This is a genomic window from Levilactobacillus tujiorum (assembly GCF_012641185.1).
GTDB classification, from domain to species: Bacteria; Bacillota; Bacilli; order Lactobacillales; family Lactobacillaceae; genus Levilactobacillus; species Levilactobacillus tujiorum.
This window is the reverse complement of sequence record NZ_JAAXLK010000023.1, coordinates 25113-42441: the sequence shown is the minus strand read 5'-3', so window position 1 is coordinate 42441 and position 17329 is coordinate 25113. Positions and strand designations below refer to the sequence as shown.

Sequence of the window (17329 nt, the reverse complement as noted above, 5' to 3'; positions counted from 1 at the left end):
TACGATTCACCACGATCACTAAGATAGTCTTCGACAGCTTTAATCTTATTTTCAACTGAAACAACCATGATTTATACCCCTCTAGTTTGTTCCAACTTTTGGGGTACGGGTCAGAACCGTGTCTTCAAATTCGCCCGTACTGTAAAGCTGGCTGGAAAATCGCCAGCTAACACCACTTTCACGGCCGGCTCCATCCCTGGCCTCCTCCGGCTCTGGTTGTGTTTTATCAAAACAACAGGTGGAGAATACGGCTACTCTGGTAGTTTCACTTCAGTCGATAACGGACGTGACAGCCATTATCTCAGTCGACCAAGAGTACTATGCAAACCGATTTCAGCTCAATCTTCCTTTGGTTCAGCTGTATTTGACTTACGAACTAGCTGAACCACCCGCAGTCAGAACTCAGCAAACAGAAATTGCCAACTTCCACGTAGCCGTGAGTGAGTCAAATTTGGACTCAGCCGTGGAATTTACCAAGTGATCTTCTTGGTAAATGGCGACTTGAAGACGGTTTTTTCGGCTTCAAGCGAGGGACAAGACCGCTCTGTGGCTTGTCCCGTCCTCCCCGCCGCGTTCCAGTCCAAATTTGAGGAACGGTAAGGCGGCAGGAAACCGCCACGTTGCCCAGTTTTAGTCCGACTGTTATTACTCTTTCAACCTTTAGATCAGTAAAATAAGCCAATGTTCCATGGTTATTTACCGTCCCGTTAAGCGGATACTAACGCATTCACCAGCTTCAATGGCTGGTCAACCTGTTAACCATCACTAGGGGCGAACAAAAACGGGCCGCCGATTCACTCACAAAGTAGTGAACCGGCGGCCCTAAGTGCCACGACACATTCCCTTCGCAAGTTCCAACTTGACAGGTTCCAAGGGATCACGGGTTCTCCCGCATCTCAGTCCATCGTGGACACCCCTAGTGTTCTGGTTAATTCCAGCATAACAGGTTTTTCGGCCACGTCAACGATTCTCGTGTTACCGGGTAATCTGTTCAGCCGTCTTACCAATAAGTTGCCACAGGTGATCCATGGCCTTATCCGAGAGAAAACGTCGCGCCCACAAGACTTGGCTCCCAGCGCCGGCTGAATACCGCGTCTTGGGCCGGCGAGCCAGCGCCGCCTTATCCACCAACCGGGCTATCACTTGCGGCTTACTCGAGAATTGTTTGACTGCTTTTAAAATTGCTGCCGCACGACTCGCCCCGGCTTCATACGGGCCGTGCGCCGAGGTGGCCCGCAGATGATCCGCCGCAATATCGGCCCACTCCGACTGGATCGCACCCGGCTCAATTACGGCCACGTGAATGCCCTGGGGTGCGAGTTCCAACCGCAACGCATCTGACAAACCTTCCAGCGCAAATTTAGACGCCACGTACCACGCCCCAAACGGCTGGGCCACCTTGCCATCCACCGAAGTCACGTTGACAATTCGACCGGCGTGTTGCTGCCGCATCATGGGGAGCACCGACTGAATCAACCGGGCAGCGCCAAACAAGTTCACATCGAATTGATCTTGCGCTTGTTCCAGGGGCACCTCTTCCACGGCACCCATCAGGCCATAACCGGCGTTATTGACTAAAATATCAATTCTGCCCGTCTCGCTGACAATCCGATCCACCACATGTTCCACGCTGTCAGCGTCGGTGATATCCAACGCCAACGTCGTAATCCCCAGATCGTCCAAGTCGTTCATCCGACTGACGCGCCGAGCCCCTGCATAAACGGTAACCCCATTACGATGCAGACTGCGGGCAATCGCATTGCCAATTCCTGATGACGCTCCCGTAACTAACGCAACTTTTCGATGTGACATTTCATTTACCTCCTAATTTGACGGACCAACTAACTGTTTTCGTTCATTATAAAATTCCCGGTAAGCCCAGTAACAGGCCAAGACCGACCCAATACTCGTGGCCGACATTAGCATGAAGACCACCATGATCTGGTATTTAATCGCCCGCACGGGATCAACCCCCGCGAAGATCAACCCGGACATCATCCCCGGTAGGCTCACAATCCCCATGGTCTTGGCGGAATCAATCGTCGGTTGCATCCCCGTCTTGATGCTGGCGCGCACAATATCTCGCGATGCATCCTTCAAATCGGCGCCCAGCGCTAGTTTTTCCAGCACCGCTTGGCGTTCCTGCTTGAACTCCGCGTTGAGATTACGGTAGCACAAGCCAATCGCCACCATCGAGTTGGACGCGATCATCCCGGAGATGGGCACCATTTGTGACGGGATAAATTTAATGGCCCCCGCTAACATTAAGACGCCCAGCGTAACGCCGGTACTGATCAGAATCGCCCCCAATGAAATGGGCAGCGCCCGCGGAATCCCTTGGCTACGCTGTTTGGCATTGTAGCTGGCATTAAAGATGATGATTAAAATTAACGTGGCCGTTAGCCAAATACTATTCACTCGAAACACGTATTTCAACAGGTACCCCACCACAAAGAGTTGGACAACGGCACGGACCACGCCGATGATCATGTCGCGGTCAATCCCCAATTTTTCGTGCCAGCCAATAGCCAAGGCGATCATCACGAGGCCCAATGCCAAGATCAGTGACTGATTATTTACCGCTAAATTCATTGCGCACCTCCCACCAGGCGTCCATCGGCCAAGGTAACCAGCCGTTTAGCCGCATCAATCTCCGCCTGATCATGCGTGATGGCGACGATCGTGATCCCGTCATCGACGTTAAAATGCCGAATCATCGACCAGACAAACGCCTTGTTATCAGCATCTAGCCCGGCCGTCACCTCATCTAAAATCAACACTTCTGGGTAGATCATCACGTTGCGGAGTAAGGCCACCCGCTGGCGCTGACCACCCGACAGGTCTACCACGGCCTTATCGAGATCAGCAGCTGTTAAGCCGACGTATTTCAGCGCCGTCACTGCTCGTTGCTGGTCAAAGGGCAGCTGCCGAATTTGATAAGGAAACTGGAGATTGTTCCGCACCGTTGCGCCAAACAAAGTCGGCTGTTGAAAGCTATACGATACTCGGCGCCGGTAAGCAATCGGGTCATAGTCATCAATTGAGCGTCCCGCAAAGGACAACTCACCACTGGTACGGCTCAACAGCGACGCCATGATTCTAACCAACGTTGATTTACCGCCGCCGGATGGTCCGGTTAACGTGACCCATTCGCCCTGATCAATCGTCAGGTTAATGTCCTGTAGAATCGGGGTGTCCCCAACTTGATAGCCCACCTGCTTTAATTCCAACAGACTCACGGGCCTCATCTCCTCTCAATGCTTCTTATGTAGCCTGACTGGCTACTGTGTCCTGTACCCTCCGCCTTACCGTTCGCCAACTTTGGGCTGGAACACTGTGGGCGGACGGCTAGAGCCACAGATGCTAAACCATACCATCACCTGCGGCTGCCAACGATTCCGGCTGCTATGGGGAACGTCTGCGGCCTGAGGAGCGGTCCTCCGACTCGGTTCGAAGCCTGACCAAGCCCGTCAGTCTCCAAACACGTCCCACGCTGTAAACCGAGTGAGGTACCTCGGTCAACAGCGTCGACACAGCTGCCTCCATCATTGGCCTCCTCCGGTTACGCTACCATTCAACCGCAATATTAGCGTCAACGCCACTCGATTGCATGGGTTCTCACAGTTGTTCCAACATTCTATGTAGCCGTGAGTGAGCCAAATTTGAATTCAGCCGTGGGAGTTACCAAGTGTTCGCTTGGTAACTGGCACCTTTGAAACGTGGTTTTCGGTTCAAAGCGAGGCTGGAGACCGCTCTTAGGCTCCAGCCGTCCCGCCCACAGCGTCCCAATTCAAATTTGGTGAACGGTAAGGCGCGTGCTACCGCCATCTTTCAATCCCCACACAGCGTCAAAGACAATAGTTCTCACGCGTTACATATAAATCGATTATACCTAAATGCCACTAGCTTGCCTATGGAAACGGCTTCATTTATCCGAAAAACCCTCGCAGCCCCGGGGACCGACAAAGTTTGGTATAATGTTCAAGACCGTAACTGTTCGGAAGTACCGATTCATGGTATGCAAGTCAACCTAATTAGGAGAAAATATGGCAAATTTTGATTCAAAGTCTCACCGCGGTAATTATAATAACCGCAACACTCACCGCCAAGCTGGCGGCAATCACTATCGCTCAACTAACCGCCGCCACGAAACGCCGCAGGTTCAAGTCGAAGTTGGGCAACGTTTTCCTTTAACCATCAAACGGATGGGGATCAACGGGGAAGGCATCGGCTACTACAAGCGCATGGCCGTCTTTGTTCCCGGCGCCCTTACCGATGAAGAAGTCGTCGCCGAGGTTACCAGCGTGGCAACCCGTTACTTACGCGCCAAGGTTCACCGGATTCGTAAGACCAGCCCCCACCGTGTGGAACCTCGCGACAGCTATGCCGATCAAGTCGGGGGCTTCGAATTGGAACATTTAGACTACCCTGCCCAATTAAGATTCAAGCGAGACGTGGTCGCCCAAGCCCTGGAACGCTACCAACCAGAAGGCTACCGGCACTACGATTTGCGCCCAACTCTGGGCATGGATGACCCTTACGCCTACCGCAACAAGGCTCAATTTCAAGTGCGCCGCAACGCCGAAGGCCAGGTTGAGGCCGGCCTATACGCCGAACGCAGCCACGACCTCGTCGACCTGCCAACCTGTTCCGTCCAAATGCCCGTGACGATGCACGTCATGCGGGCAGTCGTGGGCATGCTCCAAGATCTCGACATGCCCATCTATGATGAGGAACAAGGCTCTGGGATCGTCAAAACTCTGGTCGTTCGGGCCGCAGCTCACACCGACGATGTCCAATTGGTCTTCATCACCAATTCGCCGAAATTACCACACAAACACGACCTGCTCACGCGAATTGCCGCGGAGTTACCAGAAGTGACCTCCGTCATGCAAAACGTCAATCCGGGCAAGACCTCCCTAGTTTGGGGCGACGACACCCGGCATTTGGCGGGCGCCGAAGCCATCACCGAAAAGATTGACGGTTTGGCATTCAAGCTCTCCGCACGGGCCTTTCTCCAGTTGAATCCTTACCAGATGGAAGTCCTCTACGCCGAAGCCAAGAAGGCCTTGAACCTACAACCCGGCGAAAATGTCGTTGATGCTTACTCCGGGATTGGAACCATCGGCTTGTCCCTGGCCAACGTGGCCGAGGAAGTCCGGGGGATGGAAGTCATCCCCGAGGCCGTTGCCGATTCCAACGAAAACGCCGCGGCCAATGGCATCACGAACGCTCACTACGAGTTAGGCACCGCCGAAGAGCTCTTACCAAAATGGGTCATGGCTGGTTTCCATCCCGATGCCATCGTGGTTGATCCTCCGCGCACCGGCCTGGACGCCACCCTGATCGAAACGATTTTGGCCGTTCGTCCCACCAAGCTGGTCTATGTATCCTGCAACCCATCGACCCTCGCCAAAGATCTCGTTGAACTCGCGCACGACTATCATGTGGACTACATCCAATCAGTCGACATGATGCCGCAGACGGCCCGCTGTGAAGCGGTTGTGAAGCTCAGTCGCCGTAGTTAATGATCCCACTAGCTTTGTGGGGATAAATAGATTAATAGGCAGTCGCGGGTTTTCGTGTTAGACTTTTATTTAACGTGAACACATAGAATTCTGTAGAAAGTTGGCAAATGACATGCAAGATCCTTTCAAGGGCTTTAACAACGATAATGATCCCGATAACCAGAACGGTGACGGCCCTCAAGGACTGCCGTTACCGCCAAATTATGCAACCGTTGTTAATCCCGAAACGGGGAATATGCGTATCGCCAAGGTCGGTTTCTCCTGGACGATGTTTATCTTTCCCCCGTTTCCAACACTATTCCGGGGTGATTGGTACAATCTTTTCTGTATCCTCGGGGTTGAGCTCAGCATCATGATGGTGCTGTCAATGATGGTGCCCGTCAATCAACTGGCCCAGTTCTTCGCTGTCGGCGGCTGGGAAATGCTACGTGGCATTATCTGGGGAACGCTGTACAACATGATGTACTTCAAGCACCTCTTTACCCGTGGTTTTGTGCCGGCGGACGAGCGTTCTAAGGAACTGCTGACCCGGGCACGCTACTGGTCACAACCTAAAAATAACGATTAGTGGTCCAACACCTTGGGACCCGGAAAAGACCTGGGACTTCTGTCCTGGGTCTTTTTGTGCTTTGATGGTTAATAAATTGGCAACATAGATGATGACTGCCGCCTTACCGTTCGCTAAATTTGGACTGGATCGCTGTGGGGAGGACGGGACAAGCCACAGAACGGTCTTGTCCCTCGCTTGAAGCCGAAGAACCCGTCTTCAAGTCGCCATTTTCAAGTAAACCACTTGAAAATCCCACGGCTGAGTCCAAATTTAGCTCACTCATGGCTACACGGATATCGATAAGCGTTATCAGCTAAATAGAACAATTAGTTAAAGTAGCTTGTCATCCAAAGACTAACTTAACCGGAGGAGGTCAGAGGTGGAGCCAGCTGTGTCGACGGTGTTAGCCGATTCTCGGCTTACAGCGTGGGACGTGTTGGAAGACCGGTGAATTTCCGGGCTTCCAACCGAGCCGGAGGACCGCCCTTCAGGCCGCAGGCGTTCCCCACAGCAGGCGGAATCTCTGACAGCCGTAGGTGACGGGGTTAGACCATTTTTCAGTTTATTTTGGTCAAATTCCAGCAATGACTTTCATTCCTTTACAAATTAATTCTTAAGTTTGCCGCAACCCAATGTCCTTTGGTTGCGTTGCCCAGACCATTTTGATAAATTGATGATACTAATCTAACTGTTAACTAAAAAGGAGTAACGTATGCAACCTATTCGATCCGATGGTCCCGTGAAACGCTTCTTCAAGGGTGTTATCATCGCTTTAGGCTTCATTCTGCCCGGCGTTTCTGGCGGGGTTCTGGCTGCTATTCTCGGCATTTACGAACGTCTATTAGGTTTCATGGCCCATTTTCGGCAAAACTTTAAACGTGATTTCTGGTATTTCGTCCCGGTTGGTCTGGGGGGCATCGTCGGGATTGCCCTGCTATCGGCGCCCTTGGAATACCTGCTTGCCCATTGGCAAGTCATCGTGCTCTGGGGCTTTGCGGGAGCCATTCTGGGCACACTCCCCGCGCTCATGCACACCGCCAGTTCGCAACATCCCCGTGATGCTGCCGACTATGGCTGGTTCTTCGGCACCCTGATCATCAGCGGCGGCCTCCTATATACCATGAGCGACCTCTTTGGCACCCTCCCCGCTAATTTCTGGGGCTTCATGGTTGCCGGCGTACTGATCGCCTTGGGGGTTCTGGTTCCCGGATTAAGCCCTTCAAATTTGCTGCTGATTCTGGGGTTATTCACCCCCATGCTGACGGGCTTTAAAAATTTCGACCTGCTCGGCGTCTATCTCCCCATTGCCATCGGTGGTGGTCTCGCCATGGTTCTGTTCTCCAAGGGGATGGACTACCTGATTCACCGGTTCCACTCACGCGTCTACCACTTTATTTTGGGCATCGTGGTCGCCAGCACCGTGCTGATCCTAGTGCCCAATCCCCACGCGGCCGAAAGCATTTCCTACGCCGGCGTCACTGGGACAACCTTAGCATTCAGCGGTCTTGCCTTACTAATCGGCGCTGGCCTCGGTTATTGGATGAGTCGTCTCGAACTTAAATATAAATAACCGCCTGACTTACGTTACATTTCATTGACGGGTGTCTAGGATTACTTGCTGACGCACTTAAAAATCGCTACACTAGACAGTATCCATTAGCCTGGTGTCCAACTCAATCGTGTCAGGCAGAACTGACACCTCGCGTTGATCACCCAGGTTAATCGCCAACTTAAATTTGGAAGGATCCTACGCAATGACTAGTGACTTCGACAATCCGGTTCAACCGGCCGCAGCCATGGACAACCCGGAAGTGGCCCAGGCTGTCCGCCAACTCCGGGCAGAGACCGCCCTTTCCCAGCATCGATTTGCCAAACTCGTGGGTAAACCACAGTCAACCATCACCCGGATCGAAGCGGGGACGATGAACGTTTCGGTTAAAGTGCTCCGCGATATCGCTGCCGCAACGGGCAAAGAACTCTCGGTTCAATTCGTAACCCCACACACACCAGAGTAGTCAAAAGGCGCTGAGCCAGCTCAGCGCCTTTTTGTTAGGTTGTCACTCATTTAGTGCAACAAAAATCGTTCTTTTTACATTAGTAACAGTAAGGGCCGCGACCCCTACCTTACTCATTATTCGGCTTGAATGCCCGGGTCGCCTTGACCGCCTGTTGCCAGCCCGCGTACAACCGGGCCCGTTTATCCGGTAACATGTTCGGCGTAAACAACCGCCCGGCGTTGCGAATCTCTTTGATTTCATCAATATTTTGCCAGTAGCCGACCGCTAACCCAGCCGTGATCGCCGCGCCCATGGCCGTCGTCTCTTCATCGGCCGCCCGTTGAACTGGCGTGTCGAGAATATCAGCTTGAAATTGCATCAAGTAACGATTACGCGATGCACCACCGTCGGCCATCAGTTCAGAAATATCGATGCCAGTATCCTGCTTCATCGTCCGTAAGACGTCACGCGTCTGATAGGCAATTGACTGTAGCGTCGCCTTCACGAAATCATTGCGGTTAGTCCCGCGTGACAGTCCGAAGACCGCCCCTTTGGCATCCGGATCCCAGTAAGGCGCACCCAGACCGTTAAAGGCTGGAACCACGTAGACCTCATCTTCATCGGTCGACGCCATGGCTGCTTGGCGCGATTCCGGCACGTTGTCAATAATCTTCATGCTCTCATGTAACCAAGCCAACGCCGTGCCCGCCACCAAGATCGACCCTTCAAGGGCATAGGTCACCTGACCGTCCATCTTATACGCAATCGTCGTCAAAAGATTGTGTTTCGAGGCGCGCGGTTCATCCCCCGTGTTCATCATCACGAAGGCCCCATCACCGTACGTGTTCTTGACGGTGCCGGGCTCCAAGGCCAGTTGTCCCAACAACGCGGCGGACTGGTCCCCAATGATCCCGGCAATCGGTACTTCTACCCCGTAGAACTGGAAGTTTTGCGTCACGCCGTACACTTCAGAACTGGACTTCACCTCAGGTAGCATGGCCGTAGGAATATTTAACCAGCTTAAAATATCTTGGTCCCACTGCAAATCGTGAATGTTGAACATCATGGTCCGGCTCGCGTTACTGTAATCGGTGACGTGAATCTTCCCGCCAGAGAGTTTCCAAGCCAGCCAACTATCTACCGTCCCGAACAACAGGTCACCGTTTTCTGCCCGTTCCTGAGCACCGGGAACGTGATCCAAAATCCAGCGGACCTTGGTCGCACTGAAGTAGGCGTCCAGCACCAACCCAGTCTTGTCCTTAATCGCCTTGGTTCGGCCGTCCGCTGCTAGTTTCTTCGCAAGACTGGCCGTTTGTTGACTTTGCCAGCCGATGGCATGATAGATCGGTTCGCCGGTTATTTTATCCCACACGATCGTGGTTTCCCGTTGGCTACTGATCCCAATGGCTTGAATGTTTTCGGGATGAATTGACGCATCGATCAATGCGCTGGCAATCACCGACAACACACTGTTCCAAATCTCATTGGCATCCGATTCAACCCAGCCCGCGTGTGGATAATACTGGGGAACCTCTTTGTAACCCTCGATAACTTTGCGCCCGGTGTGGTCAAATATCAACGCCCGCGTGCTACTCGTCCCTTGGTCAATCGCCAAGATATAATCTTCCGGTTGTTTAAGTGCCATATGTATTTACTCCCTCCATAACTGCTTTCGAATCGGAAGCGGTTCCAATTTTCACTTCACTAATCATAGCACGACCATCATTAAAAACACCAGATTTTGTATCGGTAACCCTCCGGCTTGGCAATTCCTTAAGTTTTGTCTCGTTTAGACCGTCAACCGCCGCCCTGCCAGGAAGGACTCGGCAAAGTCAGCGTCGGTCTTAACGCGTTTACCGAACTCATCGATCAGGGCATGAAACTCCTGATAGTCCGCCAAGCCGAAGTCGAGTTGCCCCATCACTTTTTTCTGGAATGCCGGATAGGTCTTGGGCATCTCCGCCCCCAACCAGGCAAATAGTCGCCGCGCGTAAGTGTCCACCATGAACGTCCCGTGGTCCAGCGTGTACATCAAAATGTAGTCGGCCGTTTCATTCCCGATGCCCGTAATGCTCAATAATTCCTTCCGCAAGCTAGCACCGTCGCGTTGCTTCAACGCTGCTAAATCATCGTGGGCGCGTCCCAGCCACGCAGCGAGTGATAGGATCGCCGCGCTCTTGCGTTGATAGAAGCCGCTGCTCCGAATCACGGGAATGAGCGTGGCCGGTGTGTACTCGCGCAGCTTGGCAGGATCGAATCCGGTCTGCGCCTTCAGTTGGATTAATGACGGTTCCACGTTACGCCAGTTGGTGTTTTGCACGAGAATCGCGCCCAACATAATTTCTACGGGCGTCTCGGCCCAGGGCGTACCGGGCTTCAGCCAAGGTTGGGGGCCCATCTCTTTAGCCATCGTGCGATACAATTCTTCTAGCGTCATGGTCCATTCCTCCTCAAGGTTAAAAATCAATACCTTCCATTCTACCGAACAATCTGCTAATAGACCAGTCTCCCAGTGCCGCCTACCGTTCGCCAAATTTGAGCTGGAACGCTGTGGGCAGGACGGCCAGAGCCACAGAACGGTCTCTGACCTCGCTTTGAGCCGAGAAACACGTCTCAAAGACGCCATTTTCCAAGGGAATCACTTGGAAAATCCCACGGCTGAGCTCAAATTTGACTCACTCACGGCTACTTTATCCGACCTATTCACAGTAGTAGTTAAAAGAATGACCGCCTATTTCTACTTGCATCGTCAGAGAAGACCAATGGCGAACGCTAATATTCAAAATTGACTCATCCAATTTTACAATGCAGAATTACATTTAGAGACTGACACCTCTAACCGGCATTCACACTGAACTGATGGAATATCCGATAATTACGGCTAAAGCGAAGATTGACTTATTGACCATCTATTAGCACGCAATTTCAAAGCATAATTTCAGAGATAAAAAGAGACCGAGACTTTTGTCCCGACCTCCTGTCATTCAATCAATTAATTGCCCAATTCTCATAGCCATAACTCAATGCAACGAAGCCTAGACGCGCTTGATTACCAAGCGGATGTCGGCATCGCCATCAGGATTTAACTGTTCCTTGTAGTCGAAGTTAGCGCTTTCGAAATACTTCTTGATTTCGTCGTTTAACTCCTCAACGGGTCGCACGTCTTGGTCCTGTCGTTTCAATAAAAGCGTGTATTCCTTTGAATCCTCATCGACGTTTTCAAAGCTGTAAAGAATCGCTTCGGAATTCAAAATTTCTTGAATCACTTGCCGTTCTGTCATCATGTTTACCTCGCTTCATTTTTTTGTCTACTACACTATTGTAGGTTTATTCAAAAAAATTGTGAACTATTTTGTCAAAATATATTTAGTCCCGCCGCACCGACGATTTTTAGCCCCCTCATCAGCGTGACAAACCCCTAGCAGCACGGGTATACTGATCAGTATCATCTATATCTGCGGTGCTGCCGCAGTGATTACCGAATTGAAAGGAAGCGACGCTATGCGCCCACGGATTGCTTTGCCCGCCGATACGCTCGACGAAGCCACGAACATCATCAATGAACGAAATGCTGCTTTTGCCCCTAGACCAGCCGTTGAGGCGATTGTCAAAGCGGGCTGCCTGCCGATTATTCTTCCTAGCGTCGATCCTAGTGACGTTGCCGACTACCTGCCCCTCTTTGACGGGGTTGCCTTTCTCGGCGGCGCGGACGTCGACCCGACCTTCTTCAACGAGGAACCGCACGTTCGCTTGGGGAAGACCTACCGCAAACGTGATCTCTTCGAGGTAGAACTCCTCAAGCAATCCGTCGCCAGCAATAAAGCTATTCTCGGTATTTGCCGGGGCTTGCAGCTGATCAACGTCGGTCTCGGTGGCACGCTCTATCAAGACTTAAGTGAAGACCCCGACGCCCAGATCAAGCATAGTCAGGCCGCGATGGGCAATCAGCCCAGCCACCACGTGACGGTGACCCCTGGCAGTATGTTGAGCACGCTGGTGGGGTCCCGGCCTTACGTCAACTCACGCCATCATCAAGCGGTAAAAGACGTGGCGCCCAGTTTACGGGTCACCGCGACCGCCGACGATCACGTGGTGGAAGCCCTCGAGTCCCCGGACAGCGACCAGATTTTGGCCGTGCAGTGGCATCCTGAGAACATGTACAAGCACCACGCGGAGTCACGCCAAATCTTCGAAAACTTTGTTCAACGAGCGGACAAGCGCACGACGGCTTTGTGAAAAAACTTTCCTTTAACCCAGAATTAAACTAGACTAGAGACTATACGGAAGAAAGTAGGGTGAGTCACTGTGGCAAAGATGCAAGACTTTGGACAACGCATGCGTTTTTTGGTGTTTTCCATCTTTCTAAATTCTGCCGCTAACGCCCTGACAATTTCGACCAACCTTGGGAGTGCCGTGTGGACCGGGTCGTCCGTGAACCTGTCCAATTGGATCCACGTGCCCTTGGGGACCACGTTATTTGGCTACGGGATCGTCGTCACCATCATGAATCAGCTATTTCTTGGTCACTTCGATCGACGTCGGTTCGTTTCCAACATTTTGTACATCATCCCCTTCAGTTACTTAGTCGAATGGATCGGCTACTTCTGGAACTGGATTGGGGTCAATACGTTGGGACTCTTCGGCCGCGTGATCGTGGATATCATCGGACTGTTTGGGGTTGCGGTAGCCGTCTCCATTTATCAGCGGTGTAATATCATCATGCACCCCAACGACGACCTCGCCTACATCCTGCGTTTCCGCTTTCTTCACGGCTCAGCGGTGATTGCGCAGTGGGCCAGCTACATTCCACCGGTCGCCATCATTGTGCTCTCCTATATTTTCACGGGTCAGCTTCACGCGATCGGTTTCGGAACGGTTTTGGCTTTGGTTGCCCAAGGTGCCGTGATGGGTTGGTCCGATGTGCACATGTTCCCTCGACTGAAACACCATGTGGACGTTTGAGCTTAACTATTGTCGTTAACAGAATTTAAAAAAATATTTTTTACCCGATTTGAGACTGGATTTTCATGCCAGTCTCTTTTTTTCACTTGGAACGCGTCACTCACCTTCTCCAGCCGTTCAAAAAAACTACTATACCCCTACAATCATATTCAAGTAGAACGGTTGTAACGCCAAAATACAGACATATCACATTTTTGTAGCTCTCTTTACTTAAGAGCAATTACTATATAAACCTTTTCTCGTATTCATATATCACGTGATTACACCACGCTAATTCATTTGAGCAACCATCATTTTATCTCTAACATACATTTATCCATCTAAATCCGACCCGCTTTTATTGCCTTTACATCAGCCTTTGGACGTTTTAATATGAATAAAATTATGCTATACTGCTCTCTAATGAGGAAGCAAAAAGTATAAGGGGTGAGCTAAATGCTTAATACAACACGAAAAATCATCATGACCAGTTTAACCTTGATTCTCTTTGGAGGAATCTTGCCACCCAGTATTGCTAATGCCGATACGACTAGCTCGGCAACCACGGCAACTGGGGATAAACAAACGGCGGTCACGGTCAGTGGTATGGGATTACCTTACTCCACCATTGAATACGCTGATGGTCATGTTGATACTTTTTACAAGTATCCCAAAATAGATAACACTATTTCTATTAACGAGTTAAAGGACAACACGTATACTGATAATCTACGCTCACAATATCCGAACGACAGTTACATTGACGATATAATTGAAAATGGGGCAGATTATATCGATAGTCTGTCAACTACTCTGAATCTCAACCAATCACGTGCGGCCTACATACTTTCACAAGCGGGTTTGACCAGTATGACACCTGAAGAGTACGCTAATGCAATTGGGATTGGTGCAGCTTTAACTGCGTGGACACTCAGTGTTGGCACTAAGGTCGCAAATAATGAAATGTCCCAAGCTGAAGCCAAGACGAGCTATGAAACTGTGCTGGCACCGTTATTGAAGCAAGTTCCCGGATATGCCAATATAGCAAACTCCTACCAATCCATGGTTGATTCGGATGAATCCCAATTTAAGACAGCCCTGTCCATTAGTGTAAACGGTGTCGCAAGTCGAGCTTACCTTTCAAACCATCTCACTACTGAACTGAGCGCTTTAGATCCCGCAGCCAGCCGAGCCAAAACTACCGCTTTGTTCCTCAAGCCTATGAGTAACTTTTATCATAAACAAGCTGATGGCACGTACTTGCTAGATGGTTCAATGCTTGACGAAACCCCCATTGCTCTCAGTGAGGCTCACCCTGTCAAAACACCTGACCCAATACCAGCCGCCAGCCAACCTGTCACCGTCCACTACGTCGATGACCAGGGCAACACGCTTAAGGCAGACAAGGTCTTGACGGGTAAGTTAGGCGACAGCTACCAGACCACCCCGCTCGACATCAATGGCTATGCGGTCACCAAAACGACTGGTGAAGAATCTGGCACGTTTGGTAGTACTGCTAAATCCGTCACGTACACGTACTCTGCGGTATTAAGTAATGGCGGTGCCGCGGCCACTATCGCACCTAAGGGGACGGTCGTGTACGCCACCAAGAAGATCGGCCTTTATAAGAACGCTACCTTTACTAAGAAGGCCCGCAAGCAGTGGTACGCTAAGCAGAAACGTATCAATCGGCCAATGTTTGTCGTCACGGGTTACGCCAAATCCCAGAACGGTGTCAAACGTTACCGGGTGAAAGACGTCAACCACCGCAGTAAAACCGACGGCCTGACCGGCTACATTACGGCAAATGCCAAGTATACGCAACGGGTATACTACGCGGCCAAACATCAAAAAGTCACCGTGATTAATCCACAAGGTGTGAATGACTATGGGAAAAAGAATCTGACCAATAAAAAGACCCACTACAAACGTGGTCAAGTCTTGAAAGTTAAGAAAATTGTGAACCATAATCTGACGACCCGTTTCGTTCTCAGCAACGGCACTTACGTTACTGCCAACAAACGCTTGGTCAAAGCACTCAATTAAGTCATCAACTATCAAAAACCGTTCCATCACCGCAAATGTGGTGGAACGGTTTTTCTTGCCCTGGCGAAGAAATTCAGGATTTTGCCTCCCATTCCGCTTTCTCAACGGTTTGTCTACGACTTTCTAAGCCGACATGATAACCAATCTCAGTTTCCTCCCAAAAATTTTTTAAGTATTTTTTCGCTCTTTTGAGACTGGATTTTCACGCCAGTCTCTTTTTTTCATTTGGGATGCGTCACTCACCTTCTCCAGCCGTTCAAAAAACTGCTATACCCCTACAATCATATTCAAACAGAACGGTTGTACTGCCAAAATACAGACATATCGCATTTTTGTAGCTCTCTTTACTTAAGAGTAATTACTATATAAACCTTTTCTAGCATTCATATATCATGTGATTACACCACGTTAGTTCATTTGAGCAACCATCATTTTACCCCTAATATACATTTATCCGTCTAAATTCGACTCGCTTTCATTGCCTTTACATCAACCTTGAGACGTTTTAATATGAATAAAATTATGTTATACTGATATCTAATGAGGAAGCAAAAAGTATAAGGGGTGAGCTAAATGCTTAACACAACACGAACACTCATAACAGCCAGTTTAGCCTTGATTCTCTTTGGGGGAGTCATCAGTCCTAGCGTGGTTCACGCGGATAGTATGGACAATTCAGACAGTACTGCGGTCACGACTAAGGCCACAGATACCAAAAACAACGTCAAGATTAGTTCCGTCGAGCTGCCCTATGTCTTGGTTAGCAGTAAGGAAGGGAATGCCAAGTTATATGCTTTTCCTAATGCACCAAAATCCTTAACCGCTGAACAGATTAACGATTCTGATTATATGGATAAACTACAGGCCGACTACAACATGTCGGACGATACCATACAAAATCTGAAGGTTTCACTAAATTCCTTTGACGGTCTAGATCTCAACATGTCTATCATGGATGCCATGAGCTCAGAAGAAGAAGACGTTACATCAGAGCAAGCCATTCAATCGGCATCCGATTCATACTATATGCAGGCTTGGATCATCAGCCAGATTGCCCAAGAAAAAACCGGTAGAATCGACTATGACACCGTTAAAGCTAACTACCAAAAAGAGCTTCGACCAGTACTCTCTTCAGAAGCCATGTCACCTATGCTCCCTACCATGGATAAGTTCTTCAACAGTAATGAAACTAACTATAACGGCTTAAAAGACGCTTACTACGGCATGTTTACCAGCCAAAATAAGCTTGATAACTATTACAAGACAGAAGAACTTGCCAACCTTGATCCAGACGCAACCCGCCGCCAAATCATTTCCATCTACCATAAGCCACTTTCTTACCTTTTGAATAAGCAAAGTGATGGCACTTACCAGTTAAGCGGTCTGCTACCGGAGATAGTGGCTTACAGCTTCTGGTTTGAAGATACTCCCGATCCAACACCCACACCTGACCCAACGCCAGCTACCAGCCAGCCAGTCACCGTCCACTACGTCGATGACCAAGGCAACACGCTAAAGGCAGACAAGGTTCTGACGGGTAAGTTAGGCGACAGCTACCAGACCACCCCGCTCGACATCAACGGGTACGCAGTCACTAAGACGACCGGTGAGGAAACTGGGACATTTGGCAGCACGGCTAAATCAGTCACGTACACATACTCCGCGGTGTTAAGTAATGGCGGTGCCGCGGCCACCATCGCGCCTAAGGGAACGGTCGTGTACGCCACCAAGAAGATCGGTCTCTACAAGAAAGCCACCTTCACTAAGAAGGCCCGCAAGCAGTGGTACGCTAAGCAGAAGCGCATCAACCGGCCGATGTTTGTCGTCACGGGCTACGCCAAATCCCAGAACGGCGTCAAGCGTTACCGGGTGAAGGACGTGAACCACCACAGTAAGACCGACGGCATGACCGGTTACATTACCGCCAACGCCAAGTACACGCAACGCGTTTACTACGCGGCTAAGCATCAGAAAGTGACCGTGATTAATCCTAAAGGTGTGAATGCTTACGGCAAGAAGAATCTGACCAATAAGAAGGCCCACTACAAGCGCGGCCAAGTCTTGAAGGTTAAAAAGATTGTGAATAAAAACCTGACGACCCGTTTCGTTTTACCTAATGGCAACTACATCACCGCCAACAAACGACTGGTCAAAGCGCTCAATTAATATGTGAATTAATAAAGAACCGTTCTACCACTTCAGCGTGATGGAACGGTTCCTTTTATTTTCTCAGTTCACATGACGGGCAGGACTAATGGCAGCCCGTC

At 50.3% G+C, this 17329-nt stretch carries 14 protein-coding genes and 1 riboswitch; of the genes, 8 read left to right on the top strand and 6 right to left on the bottom strand.

Translation table 11 applies throughout. The annotated features are described in order from the left end of the window. Positions 1-822 precede the first annotated feature (822 nt). A riboswitch (TPP riboswitch) is annotated at positions 823-928 on the bottom strand. 47 nt (positions 929-975) lie between these two features. Genes HF569_RS10590 through HF569_RS10580 form a run of 3 tightly spaced genes read right to left on the bottom strand, consistent with a single transcriptional unit; the run spans position 976 to position 3248 of the window. Further along, positions 976-1812 (bottom strand): oxidoreductase, encoded by an 837-nt coding sequence (locus HF569_RS10590; RefSeq protein WP_168902400.1) that lies wholly within the window; start codon positions 1810-1812, stop codon positions 976-978. Between the two features lie 12 nt (positions 1813-1824). Continuing rightward, positions 1825-2592, bottom strand: coding sequence for an ABC transporter permease (locus HF569_RS10585; RefSeq protein ID WP_168848920.1), 768 nt, complete (start codon positions 2590-2592; stop codon positions 1825-1827). Next, the gene (locus HF569_RS10580; RefSeq protein ID WP_168902399.1) at positions 2589-3248 is read right to left on the bottom strand and encodes an ABC transporter ATP-binding protein; all 660 of its coding nucleotides are present in this window, start codon (positions 3246-3248) and stop codon (positions 2589-2591) included. The genes HF569_RS10585 and HF569_RS10580 overlap by 4 nt, the downstream gene beginning before the upstream one ends. Positions 3249-4046: 798 nt before the next feature. Here HF569_RS10580 and rlmD point away from each other — a divergent pair. From rlmD to HF569_RS10560, 4 genes are all read left to right on the top strand, one after another. After that, positions 4047-5528, top strand: a complete 1482-nt coding sequence (rlmD, locus tag HF569_RS10575; RefSeq protein ID WP_168902398.1) for a 23S rRNA (uracil(1939)-C(5))-methyltransferase RlmD — start codon at positions 4047-4049, stop codon at positions 5526-5528. Between the two features lie 112 nt (positions 5529-5640). Then, positions 5641-6096, top strand: coding sequence for a DUF2628 domain-containing protein (locus HF569_RS10570; RefSeq protein WP_168848923.1), 456 nt, complete (start codon positions 5641-5643; stop codon positions 6094-6096). A 694-nt stretch (positions 6097-6790) separates the two neighbouring features. Further along, a complete protein-coding gene (locus HF569_RS10565) occupies positions 6791-7648 on the top strand; it encodes a DUF368 domain-containing protein (RefSeq protein ID WP_168902397.1) in 858 nt (285 codons plus the stop codon). A 184-nt stretch (positions 7649-7832) separates the two neighbouring features. Then, entirely contained in the window at positions 7833-8093 is a 261-nt protein-coding gene (locus HF569_RS10560) for a helix-turn-helix domain-containing protein (RefSeq protein WP_168902396.1), read from the top strand. 109 nt (positions 8094-8202) lie between these two features. On the opposite strand, the gene glpK is transcribed toward HF569_RS10560, so the two are convergent. From glpK to HF569_RS10545, 3 genes are all read right to left on the bottom strand, one after another. Then, on the bottom strand, positions 8203-9720 hold the full coding sequence (gene glpK, locus HF569_RS10555) for a glycerol kinase GlpK (RefSeq protein ID WP_168902395.1): 1518 nt from the start codon (positions 9718-9720) through the stop codon (positions 8203-8205). 144 nt (positions 9721-9864) lie between these two features. Continuing rightward, positions 9865-10512 carry an endonuclease III domain-containing protein gene (locus tag HF569_RS10550; protein WP_168902394.1) on the bottom strand — a complete coding sequence of 216 codons (648 nt, stop codon included), beginning with the start codon at positions 10510-10512 and terminating at the stop codon, positions 9865-9867. 598 nt (positions 10513-11110) lie between these two features. Next, positions 11111-11356 carry a hypothetical protein gene (locus tag HF569_RS10545; protein ID WP_168848928.1) on the bottom strand — a complete coding sequence of 82 codons (246 nt, stop codon included), beginning with the start codon at positions 11354-11356 and terminating at the stop codon, positions 11111-11113. 220 nt (positions 11357-11576) lie between these two features. On the opposite strand from HF569_RS10545, the gene HF569_RS10540 reads away from it, so the two are divergent. From HF569_RS10540 to HF569_RS10525, 4 genes are all read left to right on the top strand, one after another. Further along, complete coding sequence (locus HF569_RS10540) at positions 11577-12311, top strand: gamma-glutamyl-gamma-aminobutyrate hydrolase family protein (RefSeq protein WP_168902393.1); 735 nt, start codon at positions 11577-11579, stop codon at positions 12309-12311. 69 nt (positions 12312-12380) lie between these two features. Further along, entirely contained in the window at positions 12381-13037 is a 657-nt protein-coding gene (locus HF569_RS10535; protein WP_168902392.1) for a YczE/YyaS/YitT family protein, read from the top strand. Between the two features lie 435 nt (positions 13038-13472). Further along, positions 13473-15062: a DUF5776 domain-containing protein gene (locus HF569_RS10530; protein ID WP_168902391.1), complete on the top strand. Its 1590-nt coding sequence runs from the start codon at positions 13473-13475 to the stop codon at positions 15060-15062. A gap of 573 nt (positions 15063-15635) precedes the next feature. Next, entirely contained in the window at positions 15636-17228 is a 1593-nt protein-coding gene (locus tag HF569_RS10525; RefSeq protein ID WP_168902390.1) for a DUF5776 domain-containing protein, read from the top strand. The last annotated feature ends 101 nt before the right edge of the window (positions 17229-17329 follow it).